We start from the raw sequence: 26,420 nt of genomic DNA, 5'->3' as shown, positions 1-26,420 counted from the left end.
TAGTGCTAGCCCAAGACTTTTGCTGAGTTGCATTGAGTGAACCAGGTCAAGGCGTAAGACGCCTGCCCAAGACCTCTTTTGTTTCTAAGCCTTTCTTTGGAATTCCGCAAGGCTTTCTTTAGATTTCGGCGGTTTTTGAGTATTTATGCGCATACTCTGGCGGGGTTGTGCAGCGCTAGCGGTCCTTTCTTCCTCTGCTCTGATCCTTGCTGGGACGGTGTATGTCCAGATGGCCTGCCTCGCTTCCGGGACCGCGTTCAAAAAAAAGAGCAGTGCTTGGGGCACTGCTCCAGATAGAGACCTTGGGCGGATCTCTGCGTCTGTATTAGCACTAACGCATGCATCTTTTCTGTAGATGCTTATGCCCATATTTCATTTTCGCTGTGGAAATCATTTGTTCTTTGGTCTCTGCCTGCGTTGCGCCTATTTCTCTCGTCCGCGGATATTCAATGTTTTCTTCGGATTTGAGTCTTTGTGCCTAGTCAGAGGGCTTGACAGTGATTTTGCCTGCCTCGTTGAATAAAGAAACTCAGCGGTTTGGGCGTTGCCCTTGGGTAGCCGCGAGGACTTGGGAACTCTGTCCTTTCTTCCAAGCTGAATGCCCGGAACCATGGTGGTTGTTCACCACGACCTGGTGGTTGTGGTCGACCCCGATGTGTTGATCAGGCGCTCTGTGCAAGAGCGGCTGATGCGAGAAGGTCTGCACGTGCTGGCCTATGGCTGCTGGCATGAGGCCGTCCGCCAAGTGGCGCGGGTGGTGGCCAAGCTGCGGGTGCTGCCGCTGCCGGAGCAGGAGCCGCCGCACGATCCCATCGAGCTCTGGCACGTGCTCCAAGAAGAGGCTTGCCCGCCCCATCGGGGCCTGTCCGTGCTGCCAGCTGTTTCGCTGCGTGGTTCTGCGGCACGGAGCTCCCGTCGCCTGCATCCCTTACAGCTCTTGGCCCATGAGCTCAGGGAATGCCACCAGCAGCGCCGGCAAAAGGCCGTGGCGGCGGTGGGGCCGACCATCAGCAGGGCGGAGCAGCGGGTGATTGAGTTGCTCAAGGAGGGCCTGAGCAATAAGGCCATTGCCCAGTTGCTCTGTCTCTCGCAGCGCACTGTGGAGAGCCACGTCCACCGGCTGTTCCGAAAGCTGAATGTCAGCAACCGCACGGAGTTGGCCCTGGCGGTGGCCTAGGACTCAGTTCTGATCGGACTTGATCCCGCGCAGGGCATCCCAGGCCTTCTCCACCGCATCGGTCAGCAGGCTGATCACGGGTTTGTCGCGCACGATCAAGTTCACCGAGACGCTCTGGCCAGGACGGACGTTGTAGCGCTTGCCATTGCGCTCGAGGTACTGCTGCTTCAGCACCACCAGGGCCGGGAAGCGCGGCTGCGGGTGCTGCTCATCGGCGGGCAGGACCTCCTGGCCAATGGACTTGAGTACCCCTGGGATGTCACCGAACTGCGTGAAGGGGTAGGCATCCACCCGAACTTGAGCGTTCATGTCGGGTTTGACGAAGCCCACGTCTGCGTTGGTCAAAAAGACCTTGGCCTCCACCGCTCCATCGGGGACGACCTTCAGTAGGGTCTCGCCGCTGGCGGCGGCGTAGCCCGGGCTGGCGGGCACTAGATCAAAGACCCGTCCCTTCAGGGGAGAGCGCAGGGACTCGTACTCGCTGGCCTTGCGGGTCTCGGTGAGTTGACGCTCGATGTTCGCCAGTTCCTTGAGGCTTTCCTGTTTGGCCTTGAGGGCTTCGGATTGCACCTCGCGGCGATTGGCCTCGGTTTGGGCGATCTCCGACTGCAGTTCCTGCAGGCGGTTTTTCTGCTGCAGGAACTGCACGATTTGGATGCCGCCCTGCTCGGCCAGGGGGGCGACGCGTTTGAGGATCTCACGCTCGGTCGCGGCCGTGGCCTTCAGGCTGGTGACCTTGGAGGCCAGGCTGTCTTCGCGGGCTTTGAAGGCCAGGCTTTGCTCGCTCAGCCGGCGCTGCTCCAGCCGTTCCTGCTCTTCTAGGGAGCGCAGTCGCTGGTCGTTCACCTCTGGATCGAACTGAAGCACCACCTGGTCCTTCTCCACCATCTGGCCCTCCTTCACCGGGATGGCGCTGACGACTCCAGGCGCAGGGGCTTTGATCGGCCGTTCCGCGCCGAGAGCTTGCAATTCGCCCGTGGCCGTGACGACCTCATCGATCCGGGCGATGCAGGCGTAGACGATCCCGAAGCCCACGCTGCCGACCATCGCCCAGAGCAGGGCCCGGGCCCAGGTGGGGGCAGCCCGGTAGCGGACCTCTTGGTGCTCCAGCGGAGTGATCGACCCCCCTGATTGGGGGGCGAGGGATTGGTCGTCTGGGGCGCTCATTCCAGTCCGGCCTCCTGTTGTTGGTACAACGTGGCGTAGCGACCCGCCAGCGCCATGAGCTCGCTGTGGGTGCCCTGCTCCACCAGGGCCCCTTGGTGCATCACCAGGATCCGGTCGGCATGGCGCAGGCTGCCGAGACGATGGGTGATGAACAGCACAGTGCTGCCGCGGTAGACCTCCGCGAGGTTGCGTGTGACCTGACGTTCGGTATCGACATCCAGGGCGCTGGTGGCCTCATCCATCACCAGCAGCCGCGGGCGTTTGAGCACCATTCGGGCAATGGCCATCCGTTGGCGCTGACCGCCGGAGAGGGCCGCACCCCGCTCCCCAACTGAGCTGCTGTAGCCGGCCGGCAGGGCCTGGATGAAGTCGTGGGCGCAGGCCACCTGGGCGGCACCACAGATCTCCTCGAAGCTCGCCTCCGGCCGGGTCAGAGCGATGTTGGCCTGCACGGTGCCGTCAAAGAGCAGGCTGTCCTGCGGCACCACACCGATCTGGGAGCGCAGGGAGTAGAGGTCCACCTTGGAGATGTCGTAGCCGTCGACGCGGATGGTTCCCTCGAGGGGATCAAAGAGCCGGGTCAGCAGTTTCAACAGAGTGCTCTTGCCCGAGCCACTGCTGCCGACGATGCCGACAAACTCCCCGGCTTTGATCTCAAAGCTGACGTTCAGCAGTTGCAGGGGCCCGCTGCTGGCGAAGCGGAAGTTGACGCCCTCGTAGGTGATGGCGCCTTGGATCGGGGGAAGCGGCGGCAAGTTTTCGCCGGCGATCTCGATCTCCTCGCGGTGGTCGACGATGTCGGACAACCGCTCCAGTGAGAGAGCCGTTTCCTGGAAGTTCTGCCAGAGGCTGGCCAGTCGCAGCAGGGGGCTGGTGACGTAGCCCGAGAGGATGCGGAAGGCGATCAGTTGCCCCAGGGTCAGCTGCCCCTTGAGCACCAGGCTGGCCCCCATCCAGATCACCAGCAGGCCTGAGATCTGCTCGAGGAACTGGCTGGCGGAGCCGGCCGCGGTGCTGGTGACGGTGTTGCGGAAGCCCGCCTGGATCTGCCCGCCATAGAGCTGCTCCCAGCGCCACTCGCTAGGCAGCTCCATGCCTTGGCCTTTGACGGTCTCCATGCCGGAGAGGGTCTCCACCAGATGGCTCTGCACCCGAGCATTGGCCTCGGCCTGCTGGCGCAGTTGCCGCCGAATCACAGGCGCCACACCCATGGTGAGGGCGACAAAGAGGGGCAGGACGGCGAGAGCCCAGAAGGTCAACTGCACCGAATAGAGCAGCATCACGCCGATGTAGATCACCGAGAAGACCGCATCGAGCAGAACCGTTAGGGCGGTGCCGGTGAGGAAGCGGCGAATCTTCTCCAGCTCCGAGATCCGGCTGCTGACTTCACCGACGGGGCGCTTGGCGAAATAGCCCAGCGGTAGCCGCAGCAGGTGGTGAATAATCGTCGCCCCAAGCGAGATGTCGATCCGGTTGGTGGTGTCGGAGAAGAGGTAGGTGCGCAGGGCCCCCATCAAGGCCTGGGCCAGGGCCATGGCCACCAGCAGGGTGCCCAGAACATTCAGGCTGGCGAAGTTGCCCTGGCTGATCACCGCGTCGATGATCTGCTGAATTAGCAGCGGGTTAAAAAGCCCCAGCAGCTGAACAAAGAAGCTCGCTACCACCACCTGGATCAGGCTGCTGCGGTGCTTGCGGATGGCCGGGATAAACCAGCTCAGACCAAAGCGGGCCTTGGGGGTGCTGGCGTTGGCCTCCAAATAGAGCAGCGGAAGCGCTTCCCCCTGGCTTTGGCGCAGGAGCTCTTCGCAGGGGACCCACTGCTGACCGCGCAGGGGATCGCCCACCAGCAGTTGGATGCTCTTCTGCTCCCAGAAGACGACGGGATGGCCATTGAGGACGCAGAGGGCCGGTAGCGGCAGGCGCTCCAGCAGTTGCGTGGCCGACGGTTGCAGAGGGGTGCAGCGCAGCCCGAGTAGATCGCAGATGGCCGCCAGTTGCTGCAGTCCCAGCCCAGCGTTTCCTGCCCGCTGCAGCTGGTCATTCAGGACCCGCCGCAGCACGTCGCGGCGGAAGGGCAGATCGAAGTGCCGCGAGAGCATGCGCAGGCAGGCCAGGGGCTCCTCGACCGGGCCAGTGCCGTTGTGCTGCGGGAAGGTGCCGTCATCGCGCAGACGGCCGTACCAGTCTTCGAGGGCCTCGCGCTGGAGCTGCAGGCTCGGGGCGGGCTGACTTGGCGCGGCTTCCGGGACCAGGCTGCTGATCTCCTGTTGGCGCTGGGGCGGCCAGTGGGTGGGCACCGGGAGCAGGCGCGCCGGCAGGCGGCCCAGCACGGTGAGCTTGGCGGAGCCCTGCAGCAGGGTGCCGGGGGTTTCGCCCTCGACGTTGCCGCTGCTCACCAGCCAGCGGCCTGCGGCATCGCTGAGCTGTTGCTCCCCTGGCGGCAGCAGCTCCACTTGGGGGCTCTTGCTGCATTCCCGTTGGGCCCAGTGCAGCAGCTCCTGTGCGGCCGGTAGGCGCGGGTCATTGCGAGAGGCCGTGACCGCGTAGAGCTCAGCGGGCCTGAGTTGACGAAAGCCGTTGAGTAGCTGGGGATGTTGCTGAATCAGCTGCAGGAAGAGCTCCGCTGGCAGCAGCGAGGCCTGGAGGGCGGTGGAGGCCGCCATGGCTTGGCCCGGGATGCCCCGGAGTAGTAACTCAGCGCCCGCGAGTTCACCGCTGTTGTAGCGCTCCAGGGTGAAGGGTTCTTTGCGCTGATCCAGCCCCAAGAGGCGCATCTGCCCCTGCTGGAGATAAAGAACCCCAGGGGGAAGATGCTCGAAGTCGTAGAGCTGCTCTCCAGGCTGCAGGCTGATACTGCGCAGTTGGGACTGCAGTTGCTCCTGCACCGCTGGCGGCAGGCTCGCGAGCGGGCCCCAGCCTTCAAAGAGCCGTCGAGGAGGGGCGTCGACCATCCCTCCAAGGTATGGAGGCTTTAGCCGTTGGTTGTTGTTGTTTTAGAAAGTTCCAAGATCTGCTCGAGATGCTGTTCGCCTAACTCCAGGGCGAGTTGTTGCGCGGTATTGGCATCGAGCTCAGTGGTGTGGAGCTGGTTGAGTCGCACCACAATCCACCAGTTCTCCAGTTGCTTGGGGGGCCAGAGCTGGCCGGGGCTGCTGACCTGCAGCAGCCGGGCGAGGACCGGATGGGGTTGCTGAATGGCGACCGGGCCGAGTTGTCCGCCGCTGTTGCGCTCCGGGCCGGCTGAATACTCCGAGGCCACCTGCTCAAAGGTGGCTTCCCCTTCCTTAATGCGGAGGTAAAGCTCTGTCGCCAGTGCCTTGTCTTTCACCCGCAGTAGCGAATAGCTCACCCGATCCAGCAGCGGTTTGCGCTTCAGGTAATAGGTGCTGAGCTGGTCTTTGAAATGCCCGTGGCACCACTGCTGCCAGCGCCAGGGCCGGGTGATCAACTCCGTCCAATCCGCTTGGTCAAGATCCTGTTGGTGGAGCCAGCCTTGTAGGGCCTGCTGGTTGGGGAGTTCATGGGCCTGGAGCCATTGCTCCTGCAGGACCTTGAGTTGGCTGGCGTCGGGTTGCTCGATCTCATCGAGGAGGTGGTCGATGCATTCCTCTCGCTGCACCTGGTGCCAAAGGCCCCAGCGGGCGAGCTGATGAGGACTGACGTCGTGCCGGCCTGAGGTGCTGACGACCATGAGCCAATCCCGCTCTTGTCTCAGTCTAGTCTCGCTGAGACTGAGTGAAGCTGCTCCAGTGGGTGACCCCTAGGGCGACGTAATCGCGGATCCCCAGGGCATAGCTGGGGCCATAGCGGTTGAAGAGTTGCGTGCCCATGTCTGAGGGCACCACCAGTTCGGCGACCCCAGAGCTGGAGCCGGCTCCCTTGAGGTCCTTGGTTCCGCCCCAGGATTTGGCCCAGACCGCGCCGAGGATTTCGCCTCCGAAGCATTCGCCAGTGATCGCGTCGCAGTATTCCGGATCGTTGTTGTTTCCCCCCTTGATGCCAACGGTTCCATCGGGGAAATAGGCCCAGAGCCCAGTGACCTGCGATCCGCCGGCCAGGTTCACCAGCTGGTCATTGCTGCTATCTCCGTCCACGGGATTGCCGAAGAGGCCAAGGTCGGCGGCAAGCCCAGGGACAACGGCTCCTGAGTCCTGGTCGATTTGGGTGTGTTTGATCCCCGCCTGTCCTGAGAAGTCGACGCTGGGGCTGGAGAGTGATCCCGCTGAGGTGACGTAGAGGCGAACCGAGCCGTTGGTGGTGTCGATCGAGAGGGTGGAGCTGCTTTTGCCGTTGCCGCCGCCGCTCAGATCAATGCGTGAGATCAGGCAGGAGGTGGTTTTGTGGCCTCCGCTTTCGCTGACGAGACAGCTGTTTTTAAGGTCTGGATCCGTCGGCAGCTCCCCACCGGTGATGCTCGTGGCTTGATCGATCAGGGCTGGTGGCTTGCTCGCGAGACCGGCTGGCATGGGCGGGACCGGTGGGAGATCGATGGGACCGATAAAGACCTCTCCGTCCACCTGGCGTTTGCCGTCATTGCTATTGCCGCCAATCAGGCCCTCTTTCTCGTCTTGGCTGAGGCTCTCGAAATTGGTTTGAGGCGGGCAGGCCAGGCAGAGCACGTTGGCGCTGAGGGATCCCTTGATCTCGTTGTTGCCCAGATCAATGTGGGAGGCCAGTAGACCTGGGAAGCCGCTGGTGGCTGTGTCTTCTCCAAAGGAGTTGGTGCAGTCCTTGGGCTTGACCTCCATCGTTTGCTCGACCACGGCGGTCGCACCGATTTGTCCGTTGCTGTGCAGGCGTTCGCCGCGCATTCGGATGGAGGCCTTGCCTCCATAGAAGGGGCTGCCTTTGAAGCTGTAGGACTCCAGCGTGTAGCGACCCTGGGGATCGCTCAAGGCCGCCGTTCTGACTAACTCAGCGGGGTTGCTGTTGGAGCCGGGGCAAATGGAGGAGGTGAAAACGGTGTTGTCCCATTGGTTGATGTTGTTCGTCGGATCCCAGTCCTTGATCAGTAGATAGGCGAACTCGCGGTTCATGCTCTCTACGAGCCTGGCCACGCCGGCCTCGGCGATTTCACGGGCTTGTCTGGCTTGGCTTTGGCGAATGGAGCCACTCAGGCCGAGCCAGGCGCGGGCGGCGAGGGCCATGAGGCCGGCGCTAATCAGGAGAGACACCACTAAAACCAGGGGCAAGACGATGCCCTGGTCACGTTTCTGTTGAAGTTTTAAAGATCCGCGGGACCTAACCACCACCGCAGCCGCCTTTGGTGGTGTTCAGCGTGTAGCTTCCGCTTTCAAGTCTTGCCCACACGCAGTAGCCGTTGGCAAGGTCCTTGGGGAAGGCATTCACGGTGCCAGTTCCGAGTAGAACTTTGCTGTAGCCGCCGCACTCATTTGGGGCTTCAGTGCCGAGCTCCTGGAAGGTCGAGGCGAACTTATTGTGCTGGATGTGAAATATCTGCTGCTCTCTGGCTATTCCGGAGACCTGGGTCTGGGCACAGGCCGCCCTCGCTTTATGCCGCTGATTGAGAAACACTGGAAGGGCTATTGCGCTCAAGATGCCGGTGATCACGATCGTGATCATCAGCTCCACCATGGTGAAGCCTCCTTCGCAGGTTGAAGAGGTCTGGAGGCTTCGCGTGCTTGGTTGCACCATATTTAGCCCCTCCCGAATTTATAGGGCTGATTGCTGCTTATTGGCTTATTGCGGGCAAGCTCCTTTGGTCTCTCCCATGAGATATGAGCCATTTTCAAGTGTTGCGGTCACGCACAAGCCATTGTTTGTGTCTTTTGGATCTGCTTGGATCTTCGTGTTGTCTAGCTTGATTGTGTAGTTCCCACTGCAGTCAGACGGAGTAAAGTCGTTGGCATACCCCAGTGCTTGGAAGCTTTCGGCAAAAGTGCTCTTCTCGGCGAAGTGGACTTGTTGCTCTTTGGCAAATCCAGAGACTTGGGTTTTGGCGCAGGCTGCCTTCGCTTTGTTCTGCTGGTTTAGGAAGTTTGGCAGTGCGATCGCACTCAAGATGCCAACGATCACAACCACGATCATCAGCTCCACCAAGGTGAAGCCCTTTTGAAGGAGGGAGTGTTGCCGGGGTTTGTTGGCCACCAGCATCAGAAGCCGGCGCTTGGTCAGACTTGACATAGCTCAACGAGGACGACTCCTCGCACGTTGTCTCATATCAACGTATTCCCGTTTTTGTTGCTTGACAGCCCTGCCCCGGGTGATCCTTCAGGCTGGCTTCAGGATTCAGCCCGCTTGATGCACTCCCTTTTGGCCTGGCGCCCGCAGAGCCTCGCCGCGCGGATGGCCCGCTGGGGGGTGGCGATTGTCCTGGTCTATGTCCTGATGGCGCTGCTGACCCCAGTGCTGATTCACCTGGGGGTGTTGCCGGAGGTCAATGGCGGCCTGGAGAACCCGATCTATGCCCCGCCCTCCTGGCAGCACTGGTGCGGCACCGATCGCCTGGGTCGCGATGTCTGTAGCCGCACCCTGGCCGGCAGCGGCGTGGCTCTGCAGGTGGTGGTGGTGGCTCTGGTCTCGGCGCTGGTGATCGGCGTCCCCCTGGGGATGGTCAGCGGTTACCTCGGCGGCTGGCTGGATCGGGTCCTGGTGCTGCTGATGGACACGCTCTACACGCTGCCGGTCCTTTTGCTGTCGGTGGTGCTGGCCTTCCTGCTGGGCAAGGGCCTGCCCAATGCCGCTGCGGCTCTCTGCGTCGTCTACATCCCCCAGTACTACCGGGTGGTGCGCAACCAGACCGCCCAGGTCAAGGCCGAGCTCTACGTCGAGGCCGCCCGCTCCCTCGGAGCGAGTCCCTGGTGGATCTTGCGCCGCTATCTTTTCCGCAACGTCATCACCTCCGTCCCGGTCCTGCTGACCCTGAATGCGGCCGATGCCGTGCTGGTGCTGGGCGGCCTGGGCTTTCTAGGACTGGGACTCCCCGAGACCGTGCCGGAATGGGGCAGTGATCTACAGCAGGCCCTCAACGCCCTGCCCACTGGCGTCTGGTGGACGGCCCTCTACCCCGGTGTCGCGATGTTCGTCCTGGTCCTCGGCCTCTCTTTCCTAGGGGAGGGTCTGGAGAGTTGGCTCAGCGGCAGCGCCAACAACCTGCGCTCTGAGCAGTAGGGCTACGGGCGGATGAGCTCCAGTGCCTCTTGGCTGCCGTCCACCTTGATGCGCTGGTCCAAGGTCGCCAGCGTTCCACCGTGGTGTCTGGCCAGTGCCAGCAGATAGAGATCTGTGATCTGGGCGTAATCGATCAGGGCGGAACGGGCGATGAACCCTTGGCTCAGCAGGCTGGGATTGCTGTCCCAGAACTCATGCCCTGGGTGTTCCACCAAGCTGTCGAGGTGCGGCGCAATGGTTGGCGGCGGCCCGGGGGAGTTGGGGTAGCGCGGATTGCCAAGGATGCGCAGGACAGCGTTTTGCGTCATCGCGCAGCTGGCCCATGGGGCGGCACCACGGTCCGCGAACCAGCCATGACAGAGCTCGTGGTGAACGTGGTGCGGATCCAGTAGCGCGATTAAGACATTGACGTCGAGGAGGGCTGTGGTGTGTCGCATCAGTCCTCCCGCAGGTTGTTCACCAGCTCAAGGTCCACCGGTGATCCATCCAGGCGGCGTGGAATCAGCATCAGCCCATTGCGCTTGATGTGGGCGGGCTCTGGGTTCTGCCGGTTGGCTTGCGCCAATCCCTGGCGAGCCAGTTCGCTGATGACGCTGCCAATGGGTTGTTTGCGCTGCCGCGCCAGGACCTTGGCGGCAGCGAGGACGTCGTCATCGAGCGACAGGGTCGTGCGCATCTGATGCTTTGCATCAAGCATCACAACTGTATGGCGAACTTCGCTGAGCGTTCCCGCCGCTGGCTCAGTAGCGCAGCTTCAGGGTGCGGGGGAGGTCCTCGGCGATCTCGCCCTCGTCCGTGAGGGCTGGATAGGGGCGCCCTTCGCGGCGGCACCAGTCGGCCACCTGGGGGTAGGCCCACTCGAACAGGATCCGGCGGTACTCGCTCTCGCCCCCGGGAATTCCCTCACCATTGCTTGGAACCTTGCCGGCCCGCTGCCGCTGGCGCAGCGCTTCAAAGAGGAGGGTGGCCGCAGCGACACTGACGTTCAGGCTCTGGACCATTCCGGTCATGGGAATGAAGAGCGGCTGATCCACCAGCGCCAGGGCCTCCTCGCTCATGCCCCACTTCTCGGCCCCCATCAGAAAACAGCTGGGGCCGGTGAAATCGCAGTCGCGGTAATCCACCGCATCGACGCTCAGGTGGGTCCCGTAGATCCGAAAACCCTTGTCCTTGAGCCCCTGCAGGCAGCCCTCGATGCTGGGGTGCGGATGCAGCGGCACCCACTTCTGGCTGCCCTTGGCGGTGTTGTTGAAGGTGCGGGGCCGTCCGGGCAGGCTGACGACATGGGCCTCCAGGGCGCCGACGGCGTCGCAGGTGCGCAGGATCGCAGAGAGGTTGTGGGGCTTGTCCACCTGCTCCATCACCACCGTCAGATCGCCCATCCGGTGGTTCAGCACGGATTTCAGGCGCTCAAAGCGGCGAGGAAGCAGCGGCATTGGCTTGGCAGGGGCCAACATCCATCGTGTCTGATGGCCGTTCGCCGCCCATGGAGCGGAGCTTTGATCAGCGGGTCTGGTGGGCCGTCGCCCAGATCCCCCCGGGGCGCCTTGCCACCTATGGCCAGATCGCGGAACTGATCGGTGCCTATGGCTGCGCGCGGCAGGTGGGTTGGGCCCTGCGCCGCCTGCCCCTGCCCTCGGAGATTCCCTGGCAACGGGTGGTGAATGCCAAGGGCTGCATCTCCCTCAGCCTGAGCCGAGAGGGCTCCGATTGGATGCAGCGGGACCTGTTGATCGCCGAGGGCATTCCTGTCGATGCCGACGGCCGGCTTCCCCTGGCCCAGTATCGCTGGTCACCGGGCGCTAGTTGTGGGGGATGAGCAGCGCACCCCCCGGATTGGCCTCCCGCCAGGTGGCATGGCAGGTGCTGCAGGCCGTGGCCGCCGGGGCCTATGCCGATGGGGCCCTCGAGCGGGAGCTGGGCCGGGTCTCGCTCTCGCCTCAGGACCGTGGCTTGGCGACGGAATTGGCCTATGGGGCGATCCGGCAGCGGCGCCTGCTGGATGCCTGGCTGGACCAACTGGGCAAGGTCCCGGCCGAGCGCCAACCCCCGAAGCTGCGCTGGCTTCTGCACCTGGGGCTCTACCAGCTCCTGAGCAGTGATCGCATCCCCGCCTCAGCCGCCGTCAGCACCACGGTGGAGTTGGCCAAGCGCGGTGGCCTGAGCCGGCTGGCACCGGTGGTCAACGGCATGCTGCGGGCCTTCCTTCGCCGCCAGGAGGCCGGTGAGGCCCTGCCCCTGCCGGGTGATCCGGCGGCGGCCCTGGCCATTCGCCAGTCCCTGCCCGATTGGCTCGCGGCTGCGCTTTTGCAGTGGCAAACCCCAGAGCAGGCGGAGACCTACGCCCGGGCCTGCAACATGCCGCCTGCTCTCGACCTGCGGGTCAATGGCCTGCGCTCCACACCCGAGGCGGTTCAGGCGGCCCTGGCCGCGGCGGGGGTGGTGGCCGAACCGCTCGAGGGTCTGCCGATGGGTCTGACCATCAAGGGTCGCTCCGGTGATCTGCGCCATCTGCCCGGTTACGACGAGGGGCACTGGTGTGTTCAGGACCGCTCGGCTCAAACCATTGCGCCGTTGCTCGATCCCAAGCGCGGTGAGCGGGTTCTGGATGCCTGCGCGGCCCCGGGGGGCAAGAGCACCCACCTGGCGGAACTCATGGGTGATCAGGGGCAGGTGCTGGCCCTCGATCGCGGTGAGGCGCGTCTGCGCCGGGTCGCCCGCAACAGCGAGCGCCTGGGCTTGGGTTGCATCGAGACCCGCCATGGGGACGCCGTGGAATTGGCCTCGGAAGCCCCTGAACTCCTGGGGCAATTTGATGCGCTCTTGATCGATGCCCCTTGCTCAGGGCTAGGAACCCTGGCTCGCCATGCCGATGCCCGCTGGCGGATTGACCCGGCCGCGATTGAGGGGCTGGTGACGCTGCAGCGGCAGCTTCTGGAGAGATTGCTCCCCCTGCTCAAGCCCGCCGGTCGCCTGGTCTATGCCACCTGCACGGTCCATCCCGAGGAAAACGGAGACTTGCTGGAGGCGTTCCTCAAGGATCAGCCTCAGCTGCGGTTGGAGCAGAGCTTCCAGCTCTGGCCCGGGCAACTCGATGGCGGGGGGGATGGCTTCTTCGCGGCGCGGCTCGTCTTGAACTAGGGGTTCGGCGTGCTGCGGCGGCGATCCAGCAGATCAAAGCGGCAGTCGACGTAGCGGGGGTTGGTCTGCATGCTTCCGCAGGGGTCCTGGCGCTTGGCCGGCCGTGCTGGAGCCGGTGCGCTCACGCTGGGTTGGCTGGGTGTGGTCGGTGCCGTGGTTTCCTCCGTCGTCTCCTCCACGGGAGTCTCCTCCTCGTCCGGCTTGACCAGCTTGAGGTTTTTGGTGAGGGCCTTCAGTGGATTGAACTTGCCCTTGAGCACCGGCTTGGGCGGGAACTGCTCCACCGGCAGCTCCTTGAGGATCGGGGCCATGTATTCCGACCAGGCCACCACAGCGCGGGAACTGGTGCTCTTGGTCTCTTTGTTGTTGTCGTAGCCCAGCCAGAGGCCGGTGACGAGTTGGGGAACGCCGCCGATGAACCAGAGGTCCCGGCCCCCTTCTGAGGTGCCCGTCTTGCCGGCGGCCGGCCGGCCCGGGGGGACCGCGCCATAGCCCGTGCCGCCGCTGACGACCTTCTGCAGCATCCAAAGCATCGCGTCGGCGATGTCGCTTGGGACCACGCGCTTGCCGGGATCGCCGTTGACGCGTCGGCTCCAGAGCAGTTCACCGCCCGGGCCCAGGATCTCCTCAAAGGGCGTCGGCTTGATGTAGACGCCGCGGTTGAAGATGCCGGCATAGGCGGCCGTCATGTCCAGGATCGTCTGCTCGGTTGCGCCCACCCCCAACGGGTAGAAGCGGCCCAGCTCCTTGGTGATTCCAAGGCTGTTGGCCGTGGCGATCACCTTGTCGAAGCCCACCTGCTTGAGCAGGCTGACCGAGACCGTGTTGAGCGAGTTCTGCAGTGCCACCCAGAGCGGCACGGTCCCGTAGTACTTGTTCTTGAAGTTTTTCGGGCAGTAGCCGCCGTAGCAAACCTGGCGGTCGGTGATCTTGTCCTCAGGCTTCATGCCCTCTTTCAGGGCCGTTAGGTAGACGAAGAGCTTGAACGTCGAGCCGGGGGAGCGCAGTGCTTGGGAGGCCCGGTTGAACTGGCTTGCGTTGAAGTCCTTGCCGCCCACCATCGAGCGAACCAAGCCGGTCCCCGGTTCCATCGAGACAACTGCCCCTTCCATCGCCCCGGGGGCGTGGCGGTTAATCGTGCTTTGGGCCTTCTCCTGCCAGTCGATGTTCAAGCTGGTGCGAATGGTCAGGCCACCCACCTCGAGTTGCTCCTTGGAGAGCACGTTGGGCAGTTCCTGGGCGACCCAGCTGGTGAAGTAGGGGGCGCGGCTGGTGAAGTACTTCGGCTCCGCCGGCTTCAGCAACAGGGGGGAGCTGTTGGCGTTCTCGAGCTGCAGGTCATCGATGAAGCCGGCCTCGCGCATGCGCCGCAGCACGATCGCTCGGCGCTGCAGGGCCAGGTCGGGATTGACCAGCGGTGAATAGATCGAGGGGGCCGGCGGTAGTCCGGCAATCAGGGCCGCCTCAGGCAGGTTCAGCTCGGAGGGCGTTTTGGAGAAGTAGATCCAGGCGGCATCCGAGACCCCGTAGGCCCCGGCGCCCAGATAGACGTAGTTGAGGTACTGCTGAAGGATCTGCTCCTTGCTCAGCTGGCGCTCAAGCTTGCCGGCCAGCAGCGCTTCCTTGAGCTTGCGAATGATCGTGCGGTCTTGGCTGAGGAAGACCGTGCGCGCCAGCTGCTGGGTGATGGTGCTCGCACCCTCTTCGACCGAGCCACTGGAGATGTTGCGCACCATCGCCCGGCTGATGCCGATTGGATCGATGCCGTCGTGTTGGTAGAAGCGGCGGTCCTCAGCGGCGATGAAGGCCCGCTGCACCAGCAGGGGCATCTGGCCGGTGACGAGCTTCTCGCGGGTCGCCGGACCGAGCTTTTGAATCACCTGGCCATCGCTGGCCAGCAGGGTCAAGGTGCCAGGGCGGTTGTAGCTGCTGACGCCACGCACATTCGGCAGCAGGCTGTCGACGCTGCGGGTGACGACGGCCTGGGTGAGCCCCACCGCTAGGCCGGCACCGGCTCCGACGAGACCGGCTGAGATCAGCTGCCGCCGGCGCCGCTGCTTCACATCACCACCAGGTCGCTGTGGCCGATGGCCAGAGCGGTGACGAGCATGCCGAGCACCAGGAAGGGCTGGGCGCTGGCTTGATACTTCACGTCAAAGGCCACCGGATCGCGCAGCAGCCAGATGTCCTGGAAGGTGATCTGAGGAACGATCAAGAGCACCAGCAGAACGGCAGCGAAATGTTGGCCGATGGCAATCAACACCGCCACCATCGCCAGCTGAAAAACATCGATCATTCCGGCGCTGATCCAGCTGGCCCTCTCGATGCCAAAGGCCACGGGGAGCGATTGCAGACCAAGGGCGCGATCTCCCTCGACGCTCTTGAAGTCGTTCACCACGGCAATGCCCAAGCCCGCCAGGGAGTAGGCCAGGGTCAGGAACGCAGTGGTCCAGGTCAGGTGACCAAAGAGGGCCTGGCCGGCCCACCAGGGCAGGGCGATATAGCTCGCGCCCAGGGCGTAGTTCCCCAGCCAGCCGTTCTGCTTGAGCTTCAGCGGGGGAGCCGAATAGATGTAACTGACAAACGAGCCCCCCAGAGCCAGGAGGAAGAGCACGGGGGTGTCGTGGTTGGCCCAACGATCGAGGCCGTAGGCCACGCCGAGTCCGGCCAGCAGCAGCACCCAGATCTGCGCCTTGACCTGCCAGAGGGGGATCGCTCCGGAGGGAATCGGCCGGTAGGGCTCGTTGATCGCGTCGATCTCGCGGTCGTAGTAGTCGTTGATGGTCTGGGTGAACCCAGCCAGCAGCGGGCCGCTCATCACCATGCAGGCGATCGAGGCACCGACCTCAGAGATGCTCCAGTGGAAGTTGCCTGAGGCCGCGGCTCCGCAGAGAACCCCCCAGATCAAGGGAATCCAGGTGACGGGCTTCATCAGCTGAAGCCGGATCTTCCAGATGTTGGTGGTGCCGCTGGCACCTTTCATGCCCAGCAGTTGCCGGGCACCGCCACCAGTGGCGGCGGTGGGGTTGGGGGATTCGCTCACGAAAGGGGCGTCAGGCGGCGGTGATTTCGTCGTCGAAGAACCAGGTGGTGGTGCCGTTGCTCAGCTCAACCACCACGCCGATGCCCTTGCCATCGGTCACCTTGAAGTCCTTGACGGTGCCGGTGGCATCGCTCTGCAGGGCGGAAACCAAGTCGGCGGGGATGCGATCGCGCACCCGGGTGACCCGCACCTTCGAGCCGACGGTGATGGCAGCCTGGGACATGTCCGGCGCGACGAAAAAGTGGCGCCAGGCTAACCCGCTGCAAGCCTTGCCCCCATGGTCGCCAAACGGATCATTCCCTGCCTGGATGTGGCCGACGGTCGGGTGGTGAAGGGGGTGAACTTTGTTGGCCTGCGCGATGCCGGTGATCCCGTCGAGCTGGCCTGCCGCTACAGCGCCTCCGGGGCCGATGAGTTGGTCTTTCTCGACATCGCCGCCAGCCACCAGGGGCGGGCCACCCTGGTGGATCTGGTGCGGCGCACTGCCGAGGCGGTGACGATCCCCTTCACCGTGGGTGGAGGCATCAGTTCTGTGGAGGGCATCACTGAACTGCTGCGGGCAGGGGCCGACAAGGTCAGCCTCAATTCCTCGGCCGTGCGGGATCCGGAGCTGGTGGCCCGTGGCGCGGAACGCTTTGGCTGCCAGTGCATCGTTGTGGCGATCGACGCCCGTCGCCGTGAGGACGGCTGGGACGTCTATGTCAAAGGTGGCCGCGAGAACACGGGGCTCGATGCGGTCGCCTGGGCGCGCCGCGTGGTGGAGCTGGGCGCCGGGGAGATTCTGTTGACCTCGATGGATGGGGATGGCACCCAGGCGGGCTACGAGCTGAACCTCACCCGGGCGGTCTCCGATGCCGTGGATGTGCCGGTGATTGCCAGCGGCGGCGCCGGCTGCATCGACCACATCGCCCAGGCCCTCGATACCTCACCAGGCGGTGGCCATGCCTCTGCCGCTCTGTTGGCGTCTCTGCTCCATGACGGGGTGCTGACGGTGGAGCAGATCAAGACCGACCTGCTCGGCCGGGGCCTGAACATTCGGCCGCTGGAGGCCGGGTCGCGCGCCGCTTAACCCGCCGTTACAATCCGCTCAGCTTTCCCTCGCGCACCAGTGCTGGCCCTCGATCAGAGCCATTCCCCAGTGCTGGCCGGAGCCATCGTGCTCGTGGTGATCGTGATGGTGGCCTGGGCCCTGCAGTTGATGCAGGCCGCCAGTGATCGCAAGGAATTCTCCTTGATGTTGGCGGGCTGCATGGTCTGCTCCGCGGCCATTGGTCTGGCGACGGTGATGGTCATGACCTTCACCAGTGCAGAGCGTCTGGAGGCCCAGGGTTATCTCTCGGCCCTTGAAACGAATGAGTCCGAGTTAATGGCGGCGGGTGTCAGTCTCGACTCGATCTCGCTGCCTTGGGATGCCGCCGAGCCCTGAGTCCTTCGCTGCCATCCCGCCTGGCAATCCCGAGGCGGTGCGCGAGTTGTTCGACCGGATCGCTCCGCAGTACGACCGGCTGAATGACCTGTTGAGCCTGGGGCTCCATCGCCTCTGGAAGCGTCAGGCCGTGGCTTGGCTGCAGCCAGCCCCGGGGCAGCGCTTGCTGGACCTCTGCTGCGGGACGGGGGATCTCGCGCTGCTGCTCGCCGAGAAGGTGCGCCCCGCGGGCTTGGTCCTGGGGTTGGATGCGGCGGCGGCGCCCCTGGAGCAGGCCCGGCGCCGGGCCTCCCGTTGCCCCTGGCTACCCCTGGAGTTCCGCCAGGCCGATGCCCAGGCCACCGAGCTGTCCGACGCCTGGGCTGACGGTGCTGTGATGGCCTACGGCCTGCGCAACCTGGCGGACCCCGCCGCTGGTCTCCAGGAACTGCGGCGCTTGCTCCGTCCCGGTGGTCGCGCTGCGGTGCTCGATTTCAACCGCGCCTTGAATCCCCAGGGACTGACGGCCCAGTTCCAGCGCGTGTACCTGCGTCAGTTGGTGGTGCCCCTGGCGAAACGCGCTGGCCTGGAGGCCCAGTACGCCTACCTGGAGGACAGCCTGGCGCGCTTCCCCACCGGCCCCCAGCAGGAGCGTTTGGCCATCGAGGCTGGCTTCAGCCACGCGCGGCATCAACTCCTGGCCGGCGGCCAGATGGGGCTGCTGCAACTGATCGCCTAGGGCTCAGAAGCGGAAGGTGGTTTTGACCAGGGCCCCGAGCTGGTTGAAGCTCTCGCCGCTCGGGGTATTGGCTCCCTGCGGCCGGCTCAGGTAGAAGAGCGCCGGCGTCACCGCCAGGTTGTCGCTGACCTGGAAGGCGTACCACCACTCCCAGACGTAGTTGGCGTCGTTGGCGCCCAGGTCCCCATAGAGGCTGGTGGCATAGGTGGCCTGTCCCACCGCCATGCCGGCGCTGTTGCCTTGCACGAAGGCATTGGTCCACTGGAGCCCGACGGTCCAGGAGCGGCTGTTCTTGGCGAGTCCGTCGCGCTCGACATCGGCGGCATAGGTCGTGGTGTTGAGGCCGAAGCCGGCACTCACCGACGGGATCCAGCCGTCTTGGGCGGGGACCCAATAGCCACTGAGGCCATAGGCCGCTGTGCTGCCGGCATGGTGGAGCTGGCTTTCAGTCACGAAGTTGGTGCTGTAGCCAATCCAGGGTGTTTGGTTCTGGAGGAGGGAGTAGATCGCCGCCAGGCCAAAGCGATCGCGGCCGTAGCCGACCTGGACCGTGCCGGTTCCGCCAGATCCCGCGGTGGCGATGCCGCCCATGGCTGGATCGCCCAGGCCGCCGCGGTCCGCGACGTAGTTCGCACTGACGGACCATCCATCCTTCTGCCACCAGAGTCCCGCCCCGGTGCCGAGGTTCTTGTTGTAGGCCTCGGGTGCACCGTTGACGCTGGTGACATCGAGAACTGTCTGGCTGGGGTAGACGCTGGGCCAGATGGCCAGCATGTCGTCCTGGCCGATGCGCCCACCGAGTGAGACGGTGAAGTCGCCGGCAGGGAATTGATAGAAGAGCCGGTCGATTGAGATCTCGTTGGGCTTCCCGATCTCTTGGAAGGCCACCTCCAGTTGCGAGAGGTGGGTCGGTGCGGGGAAGGGGCCTCCAAAACTATTGCTGGAGAGCGTGAAGTTTCCGGTCCGCATCACCAGGCGCAGCAGGTCCTTGCCGCTGAAGCTCGTGTCGGAGTACAGCTCGAGTTCGTAGTTGAAGGAGGCGGCGCCGAAGCAGCGCCTGGATTGTTCAATGCCGTACTGCAGGAACTGGGGGTCGTCGTTTTGTTTTTCGACGTCCAGGGTTTCGGGGCAGCGGCTCACGTTCCGGCTTTGGGCATTGCCATAGAACTGGTTGCCACCGACCACGAAGACCGCCAGGCCGGAGAGTTTGGTGGTGGTGGAGAACTGGCTGGCCTCCAGCACGCCCACCTTGGCGTCAAGGGCATCGACCCGGCCTCGTAAGACGGCCAGCTCCCGCTCGAAGTCCTTCGTCAGTCGCTTGAGTTGATCTGTGACCTCTGTGATTCGATCGAGACAGGTGTTCAGCAGGGCGGCGGCCTCGTAGCGGCTCAGTGCCTGCGTCCCGCTGAAGTTGCCGTTGGGGTAGCCGGCGACGCAGCCGTAGTGCTCGATCAGGTTGCTGAGTGCTTGATAGGCCCAATCGCTGGGTTGAAGATCGGAGAACTGGCTCAGCGTGTTGACCCGTTCCTGCTCCGCCGCGGGGCTGGGCTGGCTCAGTCCCAAAAGGCCAGCCAGGAGGAGCGGACTCAGCCGCGTGATCATCGTCATGGCAGGGTCAGAGTTGGCCCGCGAGGCTTTGCAGCTGGAGGGGGCTCACGCCGACCCGTTGCGGCGGGGTGGCACTGGGCAGGGCCTGCAACATCGCTTGCAGGGTGGTTTGGGCCTGGATCAGCGTTGAGCGCTCCGTATTGGGTTGCGCCAGGGCCGCTTGGATGACGGCGGAGGCAGCCAGCAGAAAACCGCGGGCATCTTGGTATTCGATCGTCTCGACGATCTGGCCCCCCGCTTCTGCGGCGGTGTATTCCGAGGCGGCGACAGCGGCCAGGGCGCGAGCAACAGCGATCGCCTGGGGGCTACTGAGGGGTGCCGGCGCAAGGGCCCGTTCCGCCTGTTGAATCCCTTGGCGCGCAGTGCCGAGCTTTGCCTTGACCAGAGCTGGCTCAGGATTGAGCCGCACCTGCTGGCGCAGGTCCTCGAGCTGGGATTTGAAGCTCGGGATCTGCCGCTCCTGCAAGGGGGACTCCACGGCGCCATAGAGCTCGTCCACTGGGTGTCCCACATGGGGCTCAGCCCCGCTGGGGTCGTTGCTGGCCAGCAGTTCTTCGGCGATGAGCAGGTGACCGCGCATCTGCTCGAGGACCACCAGCAGATCGAGCTCGGAGTCGATGGTGCGCTCCCCTTCACCGCCTTCACCCCCCTCTCCCAGGCTGGTGCTGTGGCCATGGTGGTCAGCGGGGGCGGCCAGCGCTGGGCTGAAGGGTGCCAGCACCGCCCCAGTGCTCATGCTGAGGCTGAGAAACAGCTCAAGGGCTTTGCGGGGAGCGGCCATGTCGCGCCAGGTTGAGCACCGACTTTGTCGTCCTGCGGCCCCTTGTCGAGGCCCTCAGGTCACGCCAGGTCGTATCAAATGGCACTGGGTTGGCGATCCCGTGCAGGGGTCACCTCAAACAGTCCCATGCAGCCCCGCTCAGCGATTTGATCTTGATGGGGATGGAACATGTAGCGCCCTGAGAAGGGATAGCGGAATTCGAGAATTTGGCGTTCCGCGATTCCAAGCGTCACCACATCGGTTCGCTCACGAAATCCTGAGCGGAGGACATCAAAGCTGTTGGCGTGAATGTGGAAGGTCAACGGCGCTTCCAGTTCGGTCATGTTCAACAGAAAGAGGCGCACGAGGTGTCCCTGTTGGATCTGGATGGGGTGATGGTGATACCAGTCAGGTAGCCCGTTGAAGGCATAGAGCTCGTTTTGCCCGTCGTTGTTGAGGTCGTAGCCATGCATGACCAGCACGAGTTCATCGGCTGGTGCTCTCGCAACGATGGGGTCCACCAGCAGCAGGCCAAAGAGACCTTTGCCCACATGCCGGGTGACTGGGGCGATGTGGCAGTGATAAGGGAATAGCCCGGCCTCATCCAGGTCGAATTCATAGATCGTGCTGCGCCCTTGGCGCACCGGCTCGATCCCATCCATGGCCGCTGGATGGACCCCGTGGAAGTGAAGGCTGTGGGAGGTGCTGTCTCCATTGCGGAACACCACCCGGATCCGCTCGCCCTGTTGGGCCCGCAGGGTCGGTCCAGGGATGCGGCCCTCGAGGGTCCAGGCCCGAAACAACACGCCCGCTCCAAGGGGGACCGTGGTGCTTTGCGCTTCCACCTCAAAGACCCTGATGCTGCGTCCGTTTTCCTCGATGCGAGTCCCGCGGTTGAACGCCCGTAGGGCCTCGGTGGGATCAAACGGCGGGACGGGTTCCTGCTTCGCTTGCGCCGAAGACTTCAAGCCAAGGCCAGCGAGCGTTCCGCAGCCGATCACCAGGGTTCCCAGCTGCAGGAGGCGCCGGCGTGACCAACCCGTCGCGAGAGAGGGATCCAGCGCATCGGCGCGGCTTGCTCGATCATGCATCAGTCGCTGCTGTCGTCACGCGATGCGCTTTTCATTGGAGCCCCTGTTGTCTCCTGAACAGGCAGCGCAGATTTGCGGGCGATTGCGCCGCGCCGCGGACTGGCGCTCGGGGCAGGAGAGCGCGGGTTGGCATGCCCGGGGGGTGAAAAACAATCAGCAGTTGGATCGCTCCAGCCCGCTGCACCGGGAGCTGGTGGCTGCGATTGAACCGCGCTTGGCCGCGCATCCCCTAGTTCAGGCTGCGGCCTTTCCGCGCTCGATCCACAGCTTGCTGTTCAGCCCTTGCACCGCTGGCGAGGGCTATGGGCGTCACATCGACAACGCCTGGATGGAGGGAGGACGGAGCGACCTCTCGTTCACCGTCTTTTTAAGCCCGCCTGCTGACTACGACGGGGGTGCCCTCACGCTGGAGACTCCTGGGGGAAGCGAGAGCTTCCGCCTGCCTGCGGGACATGGTTTGGTTTATCCCAGCACCGAACTCCACAGCGTCGAGCCGGTCTTGGCAGGGGAGCGCTATGTGCTGGTGGGCTGGATTGAAAGCCGGATTCGCCAGGCGGAGCAGCGGGAGCTGTTGTTTGAGCTCGATACCGCGCGCAGGGCACTGTTCTCGAGGACGGGAAAAGACGAGGTCTTTGATCTCATCAGCCGCAGCTACAGCAACCTGCTGCGGCGTTGGGATTGCTGAGGTGCTCTGTCCATTCAGTTCTGTGATCACTACTCTCTGGGCAGTGATCGGCTGACGGTTCATGAGCAAGGCACGGGACATGATCAACGCCCACCTCTTTCCGGTGCTGGCCCTGATTGCCACGGCCAGTTCGGTGTCGATTGCCCTGTCCCTCGGTGCGATTGGCGGGCAGTCGGTGCGTTGGAACAAGTGCTTCAACACCTCGCTGGAGTGGTATCAGCGCAATCAACCGAGCCTGAGCCTGGATGAACAGAAGGCCTGGTCCGCACGCTTCTGCAATGGCGGTGCCTTGGTGAAGCCCACCCCTTGAGCTTGCCCCTCGAGCGTTGCAGGGAGATTGCGGGGTTTGAGGCCCTGGTCATCGCCTTGGGCTACAGCTCGCTGGATCAGTGGATCGCCAGTTGGAGCGCCAGAGGTGGCCTGAGCATTGCTCAGGAGCTCTGGCCGCCCGGCGTTGATCCGGCCTGGATCGCAGCGGTGGGTTTGCCGCTGCTGGATCAGCTCCAGCGGCTCGATCGCGCTGGAGAGCGTTCCCTGCTCGGTCTGGCGGCGATGCCGGGTTGCGGCAAAACAACGCTCTGTGCCTGGCTCAAGCGGGCAGCGGCCTCCCAGGGCCTGGCCGTCGAGGTGCTGTCCCTCGATGACTTCTATTTCGAGGGCACGGCGCTGGACGCGGCGATGCGGGACAACCCATGGCGGGCGCCCAGGGGCATTCCCGGCAGCCATGACGTGGAGCTCCTGCAGCGCTGCCTTGGCCAGTGGCGCAGCGACGGTGCGTTTGAGTCCCCCGTGTTTGAGAAGGCCCTGCGGCAGGGCCGCGGTGATCGCGCCGGCTGGAGAGCGCTGAAGGCTGATCTGCTGATCCTGGAGGGTTGGTTTGTCGGGGCGGGTCCATGGCCGGCGAGCGAGCCTGAGCTGACGTCCCTGGCCCCCTCGGAATCGGCCTATCGGCCGGTGATTCAGCGGAACCTCGCCCCCTACCAAGCGCTCTGGCGCGAGCTCGATTGCCTCTGGCAGCTCAGGTCCACGGCCCTCTCCCATGTGATGGCCTGGAAGCGTCAGCAGAACCAGACCCAGCAGCAGCAGACGGGCGCTGGCCTGAGTGATTCAGAGCTCGAGGCGATGACGCGCAGTCTTCAGGTCTGCATGCCGGAAGCGGCACTGGTGGCCGGCCGCTCACCCGATGTGGTGCTGCAGGTGACGGCCCAGCGCGGGCTAGAGGCGGTCGGGCTGGCGGGCGGTTAGCGACAATCCCCCAAGGCAGCCCTGCCCACCCAGTCGCCACAGCATCCGTGCACTTCCAGGACATCATCCAGACCCTGAACCGTTTCTGGGCCGAGCGGGGTTGCCTGATCCTTCAGCCCTACGACACGGAGAAGGGTGCGGGAACGATGAGCCCCCACACGGTGCTGCGGGCAATCGGGCCGGAGCCCTGGGCTGTGGCCTATCCCGAGCCCTGCCGCCGGCCCACCGATGGCCGCTATGGCGATAACCCCAACCGAGCGCAGCACTACTTCCAGTACCAGGTGCTGATCAAGCCCAGCCCGGATGCAATCCAGGAGACCTACCTGGCCTCGCTGGAAGCCCTGGGGATCCGCGCCAAGGAGCACGACATCCGCTTTGTGGAGGACAACTGGGAGTCCCCCACCCTGGGCGCCTGGGGTGTGGGCTGGGAGGTCTGGCTGGATGGCATGGAGGTGACCCAGTTCACCTACTTCCAGCAGTGCGGTGGCATCGACTGCCGGCCGGTGTCGATTGAGATCACCTATGGCCTGGAGCGTCTGGCCATGTATCTCCAGGACGTCGAGAGCATCTGGGATCTTTCCTGGGACGGCAACCGCTCCTACGGCGACATCTGGTTGCCATTTGAGAAGGGCCAGTGCACCTACAACTTTGAGGCCTCCAATCCCGAGCGCCTCAAGCAGCTGTTCGCGATCTATGAGGCCGAGGCCGCGGATCTGGTGGCCAAGAAGCTGCCGGCTCCGGCCCTGGACTTTGTGCTGAAGTGCAGCCACACCTTCAACCTGCTGGAGGCCCGCGGCGTGATCTCGGTGACCGAGCGCACCGCGACGATCGGCCGGATCCGCAACCTGGCCCGTCAAGTCGCCGAGGCCTGGCTGGAGGAGCGCGAGGCGTTGGGGTTCCCGCTGCTCAAGCAAGAGACGGCGGTCGCGGCCTAACTGCGGGAACGCTCACCCCAGTCTGGCTGGGGTGATGTTTGCCGCTGTTGCTGTTGAGCGGAGCCCTGGCGGCGTTGTCGCTTGGGGTGCTGCCCCTTCCGCTCGCTGCTCGAACAGCTCTGGCTGTTCTGCTGGGGCTGCTTCAGCTCTATGGCTGCAGCCGTCGGGGCTGGCCGTTGTTGAGGCGGCTGGCCCTGCTTTTGGCCTTGCTGCTTCTGGGGACCTGGGGCTGGATCGGCCGTCCCCATCCCTTGGCGGCGGACCCGGTGCATTGGATCCCGGCGGCGCAGCGTTCCGTCCCGGTTCAGCTCCAGGCCGGCCTGCTCCAGGACACGCGTCCCATGGGCGAGGGCTGTGCGGTGTTGGCGGAGCTGCCGCAGGGGCGGCTGCGTTTGCGCTTTCTGGACTGCCCGCAGCTCCACCAGGGCTGGCGGCTGCAACTTGAGGGACGCCTGCAGCGCTTGCGTTCGGGACCGCACCCCCTGCTGCCTGGGGCGGCGGAGCGTTTGGCCGGCAAAGGGGTGTGGAGTGAACTCCAGGTCGAGCGCTGGAGCCTGATCGCCCGCCCGCCCACACCCCTGGCGGATCTGCGGCGACGGATTGCGGCGGAACTGCGGCGGGTTGGCGGAGAGCAACAGGGGGGGCTGCTGGCGGCGTTGGTCCTGGGGCAGGCGATGGTCCCCTTGCCGCTGAGCGTCAAGGAGGCCTTCCGCGCGGCGGGGCTCTCCCATGCCCTGGCGGCCAGTGGGTTTCATCTGAGCGTTCTGCTTGGGGCGGTGCTGCTGCTGACGCGCCGTGTTTCGGCCCTGGTGCGCTGGCCGGCGGCCTTCGGGGCGATGGCGCTCTTTGGCCTGCTGGCGGGTGGTCAGGCCTCGGTGGTTCGGGCCCTGTTGATGGGGGCGATGGCGTTTGTCCTGAAGGAGAGCGGCCGGCGTTCGCGGCCCTTGGCCTTGTTGCTGCTCTGTCTGCTGTTGATGCTGCTTTGGCGCCCCAGCTGGCTGCTGGATGTGGGCTTTCAGCTGAGCGCGGCAGCCACAGCGGGTTTGATCCTCTCGGCCGGCCCGCTGGAGGAGCGGTTAGGCCTTGGGCTCCCGAGCTGGGCCGCCGGCGCACTGGCGATTCCTCTGGCCGCCTCGCTCTGGACCCTGCCGCTGCAGCTGCTGCACTTCGGGGTGGTGCCCAGTTACGCCGTCCTGGCCAATGTCCTGGCCGCTCCGCTGCTGACGCCCCTGACCTTGGGGGCCATGGCGATGGCCCTGACGGCGGTGCTTCTGCCGCCGCTGCTCGCGGCCATGGCATTCCTGCTGGTGCCGCTGGCCCAGCTGTTGCTGGCCCTGACGCAGCTGATGGCGGGCTTGCCGCTGGCCCAGTTGCCGATCGGCCGGCTCGGACCGCTGTTGCTGTTGCTGGCCCTGGTTGGACTGCTGCCGTGGTGGCTGCCGGCGGCACGCCGCTGGCGCCTCTTGCTGCTGCCGCTGGCCCTCGGCCTGCGCCTCTGGCAGCAGAGCCGAGACCAGTTGCTGCTGGTGCGTCAGGCCCCGCGTCAGTGGATCGTGGCGCGCCACCAGGGCCGGGCAGGCCTGGTGAGCCTGAAGGCCGACGCCAGCAGTTGCCGCCGCGCGGAGCAACTGGCCCAGGGACTGGGGATTGCCCGCTTCGATTGGCTGCTCCTGCTGGATCCGCTGCCGGCCGAGCCCAAGGGCTGTTGGTCGCGTCTGGCGCTGACGACGGTCGATCGGCTCTTGCCGCAGCAGCGCCTGAGGAGTCCGGGCTTGGAGGTGAGCCGCCTCAGCGCCGATAGCCAGGGCCTTCTGCTGAGCGCTGGGCGGCAGCGCTGGCAGGTGCTGCCCGATCGGCAGGCCTGGTGGAGCTGGCGTCGCCAGGGCCGCAGCGGCGGCTCGCTCTGGCTTGGCTTTGTGCCAACGGCCCGCGAGCGCAAGGAGCTCCAACAGCGCCGGGGGCTTACGGCCTGGTGGCCCCCTGCCGGTTCCACCAGCGGATGGCACCAGAGCTGAGCTGGCGGCTTGATCCGTACACTGGCCGGGTCGCCTGGAGAGGTGGCTGAGTGGTCGAAAGCGAACGACTCGAAATCGTTTGAAGGGCAACCTTCCGTGGGTTCGAATCCCACCCTCTCCGTTCAGAGAAGGTCCCGACAAGACCCTGGAAGTCCCAAACCCATTGCGGTGAGGGACTTTTTTGGTGCTCTGTTGTCCTGGTTGGTCCCAGGAAAAACCAGAGTGTCCGATAAATGTGTGGGTGGAAATGTGGGTGGAAATGACCCTTGTGTGGGTGG

27 protein-coding genes and 1 tRNA gene are annotated in these 26,420 nt (G+C 64.5%); 13 read left to right on the top strand and 15 right to left on the bottom strand.

Translation table 11 applies throughout. The features are described from left to right. Positions 1 to 610: 610 nt before the first annotated feature. Positions 611 to 1,177 carry a LuxR C-terminal-related transcriptional regulator gene (locus LY254_RS05350; protein WP_247479421.1) on the top strand — a complete coding sequence of 189 codons (567 nt, stop codon included), beginning with the start codon at positions 611 to 613 and terminating at the stop codon, positions 1,175 to 1,177. Between the two features lie 3 nt (positions 1,178 to 1,180). On the opposite strand, the gene LY254_RS05345 is transcribed toward LY254_RS05350, so the two are convergent. The 6 genes from LY254_RS05345 to LY254_RS13030 all read right to left on the bottom strand — a co-directional run bounded on the left by LY254_RS05345 (position 1,181) and on the right by LY254_RS13030 (position 8,458). Next, a complete protein-coding gene (locus LY254_RS05345; protein ID WP_247479419.1) occupies positions 1,181 to 2,344 on the bottom strand; it encodes an HlyD family secretion protein in 1,164 nt (387 codons plus the stop codon). Continuing rightward, complete coding sequence (locus LY254_RS05340) at positions 2,341 to 5,295, bottom strand: peptidase domain-containing ABC transporter (RefSeq protein ID WP_247479416.1); 2,955 nt, start codon at positions 5,293 to 5,295, stop codon at positions 2,341 to 2,343. Before LY254_RS05340 ends, LY254_RS05345 begins: the two co-directional genes overlap by 4 nt. 20 nt (positions 5,296 to 5,315) lie before the next feature. Next, complete coding sequence (locus LY254_RS05335) at positions 5,316 to 6,035, bottom strand: peptidylprolyl isomerase (RefSeq protein ID WP_247479413.1); 720 nt, start codon at positions 6,033 to 6,035, stop codon at positions 5,316 to 5,318. 25 nt (positions 6,036 to 6,060) lie between these two features. Beyond that, positions 6,061 to 7,518: a hypothetical protein gene (locus tag LY254_RS05330; protein ID WP_247479410.1), complete on the bottom strand. Its 1,458-nt coding sequence runs from the start codon at positions 7,516 to 7,518 to the stop codon at positions 6,061 to 6,063. Positions 7,519 to 7,585: 67 nt separating this feature from the next. Next, positions 7,586 to 7,927, bottom strand: a complete 342-nt coding sequence (locus tag LY254_RS05325) for a type IV pilin protein (protein ID WP_247479408.1) — start codon at positions 7,925 to 7,927, stop codon at positions 7,586 to 7,588. A gap of 117 nt (positions 7,928 to 8,044) precedes the next feature. Continuing rightward, the gene (locus tag LY254_RS13030) at positions 8,045 to 8,458 is read right to left on the bottom strand and encodes a type IV pilin protein (protein ID WP_305852550.1); all 414 of its coding nucleotides are present in this window, start codon (positions 8,456 to 8,458) and stop codon (positions 8,045 to 8,047) included. 147 nt (positions 8,459 to 8,605) lie between these two features. Here LY254_RS13030 and LY254_RS05315 point away from each other — a divergent pair, with 147 nt between their 5' ends. Beyond that, positions 8,606 to 9,475: an ABC transporter permease gene (locus LY254_RS05315; RefSeq protein ID WP_247479407.1), complete on the top strand. Its 870-nt coding sequence runs from the start codon at positions 8,606 to 8,608 to the stop codon at positions 9,473 to 9,475. A 2-nt stretch (positions 9,476 to 9,477) separates the two neighbouring features. On the opposite strand, the gene LY254_RS05310 is transcribed toward LY254_RS05315, so the two are convergent. The 3 genes from LY254_RS05310 to trmH form a co-directional block, all read right to left on the bottom strand. Then, a complete protein-coding gene (locus tag LY254_RS05310) occupies positions 9,478 to 9,912 on the bottom strand; it encodes a TA system VapC family ribonuclease toxin (protein WP_247479406.1) in 435 nt (144 codons plus the stop codon). Beyond that, a complete protein-coding gene (locus LY254_RS05305) occupies positions 9,912 to 10,151 on the bottom strand; it encodes a CopG family transcriptional regulator (RefSeq protein ID WP_247479405.1) in 240 nt (79 codons plus the stop codon). Before LY254_RS05305 ends, LY254_RS05310 begins: the two co-directional genes overlap by 1 nt. Positions 10,152 to 10,215: 64 nt before the next feature. Next, entirely contained in the window at positions 10,216 to 10,911 is a 696-nt protein-coding gene (gene trmH, locus LY254_RS05300) for a tRNA (guanosine(18)-2'-O)-methyltransferase TrmH (protein WP_247479404.1), read from the bottom strand. 50 nt (positions 10,912 to 10,961) lie between these two features. Between trmH and LY254_RS05295 the strand changes: the two genes are divergently transcribed. Next, complete coding sequence (locus LY254_RS05295) at positions 10,962 to 11,294, top strand: MGMT family protein (RefSeq protein ID WP_247479403.1); 333 nt, start codon at positions 10,962 to 10,964, stop codon at positions 11,292 to 11,294. Continuing rightward, a complete protein-coding gene (locus LY254_RS05290) occupies positions 11,291 to 12,616 on the top strand; it encodes a 16S rRNA (cytosine(967)-C(5))-methyltransferase (RefSeq protein WP_247479402.1) in 1,326 nt (441 codons plus the stop codon). The genes LY254_RS05295 and LY254_RS05290 overlap by 4 nt, the downstream gene beginning before the upstream one ends. Here LY254_RS05290 and LY254_RS05285 read toward each other — a convergent pair. From LY254_RS05285 to LY254_RS05275, 3 genes are all read right to left on the bottom strand, one after another. Then, positions 12,613 to 14,679, bottom strand: a complete 2,067-nt coding sequence (locus LY254_RS05285) for a transglycosylase domain-containing protein (RefSeq protein WP_247479401.1) — start codon at positions 14,677 to 14,679, stop codon at positions 12,613 to 12,615. The genes LY254_RS05290 and LY254_RS05285 overlap by 4 nt on opposite strands. After that, entirely contained in the window at positions 14,676 to 15,599 is a 924-nt protein-coding gene (gene chlG, locus LY254_RS05280; protein WP_247479764.1) for a chlorophyll synthase ChlG, read from the bottom strand. The genes LY254_RS05285 and chlG overlap by 4 nt, the downstream gene beginning before the upstream one ends. 70 nt (positions 15,600 to 15,669) lie before the next feature. Further along, on the bottom strand, positions 15,670 to 15,882 hold the full coding sequence (locus LY254_RS05275) for a DUF2862 domain-containing protein (protein ID WP_010312876.1): 213 nt from the start codon (positions 15,880 to 15,882) through the stop codon (positions 15,670 to 15,672). A gap of 54 nt (positions 15,883 to 15,936) precedes the next feature. Here LY254_RS05275 and hisF point away from each other — a divergent pair, with 54 nt between their 5' ends. From hisF to ubiE, 3 genes are read left to right on the top strand one after another with little or no spacing between them, the layout of a single operon-like run. Further along, positions 15,937 to 16,728, top strand: coding sequence for an imidazole glycerol phosphate synthase subunit HisF (gene hisF, locus LY254_RS05270; protein ID WP_247479399.1), 792 nt, complete (start codon positions 15,937 to 15,939; stop codon positions 16,726 to 16,728). 39 nt (positions 16,729 to 16,767) lie between these two features. Beyond that, complete coding sequence (locus LY254_RS05265) at positions 16,768 to 17,085, top strand: hypothetical protein (protein ID WP_247479397.1); 318 nt, start codon at positions 16,768 to 16,770, stop codon at positions 17,083 to 17,085. After that, the gene (gene ubiE / locus LY254_RS05260) at positions 17,069 to 17,803 is read left to right on the top strand and encodes a bifunctional demethylmenaquinone methyltransferase/2-methoxy-6-polyprenyl-1,4-benzoquinol methylase UbiE (RefSeq protein ID WP_247479395.1); all 735 of its coding nucleotides are present in this window, start codon (positions 17,069 to 17,071) and stop codon (positions 17,801 to 17,803) included. The genes LY254_RS05265 and ubiE overlap by 17 nt, the downstream gene beginning before the upstream one ends. Before the next feature lie 3 nt (positions 17,804 to 17,806). Here ubiE and LY254_RS05255 read toward each other — a convergent pair whose 3' ends face one another. From LY254_RS05255 to LY254_RS05245, 3 genes are all read right to left on the bottom strand, one after another. Continuing rightward, positions 17,807 to 19,411: an iron uptake porin gene (locus LY254_RS05255; RefSeq protein ID WP_247479392.1), complete on the bottom strand. Its 1,605-nt coding sequence runs from the start codon at positions 19,409 to 19,411 to the stop codon at positions 17,807 to 17,809. Positions 19,412 to 19,418: 7 nt separating this feature from the next. After that, positions 19,419 to 20,192: a hypothetical protein gene (locus LY254_RS05250; RefSeq protein ID WP_247479390.1), complete on the bottom strand. Its 774-nt coding sequence runs from the start codon at positions 20,190 to 20,192 to the stop codon at positions 19,419 to 19,421. A 74-nt stretch (positions 20,193 to 20,266) separates the two neighbouring features. After that, positions 20,267 to 21,262, bottom strand: coding sequence for a multicopper oxidase domain-containing protein (locus LY254_RS05245; RefSeq protein ID WP_247479388.1), 996 nt, complete (start codon positions 21,260 to 21,262; stop codon positions 20,267 to 20,269). Positions 21,263 to 21,284: 22 nt separating this feature from the next. On the opposite strand from LY254_RS05245, the gene LY254_RS05240 reads away from it, so the two are divergent. The 6 genes from LY254_RS05240 (at position 21,285) to LY254_RS05215 (ending at position 26,263) form a co-directional block, all read left to right on the top strand. Beyond that, on the top strand, positions 21,285 to 21,947 hold the full coding sequence (locus LY254_RS05240; RefSeq protein WP_371820518.1) for a Fe2+-dependent dioxygenase: 663 nt from the start codon (positions 21,285 to 21,287) through the stop codon (positions 21,945 to 21,947). 61 nt (positions 21,948 to 22,008) lie between these two features. Then, positions 22,009 to 22,257, top strand: coding sequence for a hypothetical protein (locus LY254_RS05235; RefSeq protein WP_010312864.1), 249 nt, complete (start codon positions 22,009 to 22,011; stop codon positions 22,255 to 22,257). After that, entirely contained in the window at positions 22,254 to 23,192 is a 939-nt protein-coding gene (locus LY254_RS05230) for a hypothetical protein (protein WP_247479382.1), read from the top strand. The genes LY254_RS05235 and LY254_RS05230 overlap by 4 nt, the downstream gene beginning before the upstream one ends. Positions 23,193 to 23,239: 47 nt before the next feature. After that, positions 23,240 to 24,127: a glycine--tRNA ligase subunit alpha gene (glyQ, locus tag LY254_RS05225; protein ID WP_247479380.1), complete on the top strand. Its 888-nt coding sequence runs from the start codon at positions 23,240 to 23,242 to the stop codon at positions 24,125 to 24,127. A 47-nt stretch (positions 24,128 to 24,174) separates the two neighbouring features. Then, complete coding sequence (locus LY254_RS05220; protein ID WP_247479378.1) at positions 24,175 to 26,142, top strand: ComEC/Rec2 family competence protein; 1,968 nt, start codon at positions 24,175 to 24,177, stop codon at positions 26,140 to 26,142. A gap of 36 nt (positions 26,143 to 26,178) precedes the next feature. Further along, positions 26,179 to 26,263, top strand: a tRNA-Ser gene (locus LY254_RS05215). Positions 26,264 to 26,420 lie beyond the last annotated feature (157 nt).

Origin of the sequence: Synechococcus sp. NB0720_010 (assembly GCF_023078835.1) — a bacterium.
GTDB lineage: Bacteria > Cyanobacteriota > Cyanobacteriia > PCC-6307 > Cyanobiaceae > Vulcanococcus.
This window is presented reverse-complemented; position numbering and strand designations above follow the sequence as displayed.